General features: G+C 57.4%; 1 pseudogene. It reads right to left on the bottom strand.

The features are described 5' to 3' along the window. Nucleotides 1–364 (bottom strand): annotated as a pseudogene (locus tag QP415_RS10925) (sporulation protein); the annotation flags it as partial.

Below are 364 nucleotides of genomic sequence, written 5' to 3'. Positions count from 1 at the left end.
GCGAGGCAAGGCGACGCGAAGGATACCAACGAGGATCCGCAACCAAGGCATCCCCGGTCGTCGCCGGGAAATAGAGGTTCGCTTGTTCATAGGCGGCACTGAACGCCGTTTGAGAAACGATGAACGCATCTTCGGGGGAATCGATGCGCCACTGCCCGCCCTCTTGGACCAGGTTGAACGTCGACGAGATCATGGAGTCTTCGCTCCGCGTCTTCACGCCTTCACTGTTCACTGACGCGACAGCGGGAACAGTCACCGTTGCTGTTAACGTTCCCGATCCCTCATCACCTTTAATTGAAATCGACGGCGACGAAGCAGTGTCATAGATCAGAGCCTCATCATCTGGTGCCCACGCCTGCTGGGA

Source organism: Pauljensenia sp. UMB3104, from assembly GCF_030217285.1.
In the GTDB taxonomy this organism is placed as follows: Bacteria; Actinomycetota; Actinomycetes; order Actinomycetales; family Actinomycetaceae; genus Pauljensenia.
Note: the sequence above shows the minus strand (reverse complement) of the source record. Positions and strands in the feature narration are given on the sequence as shown.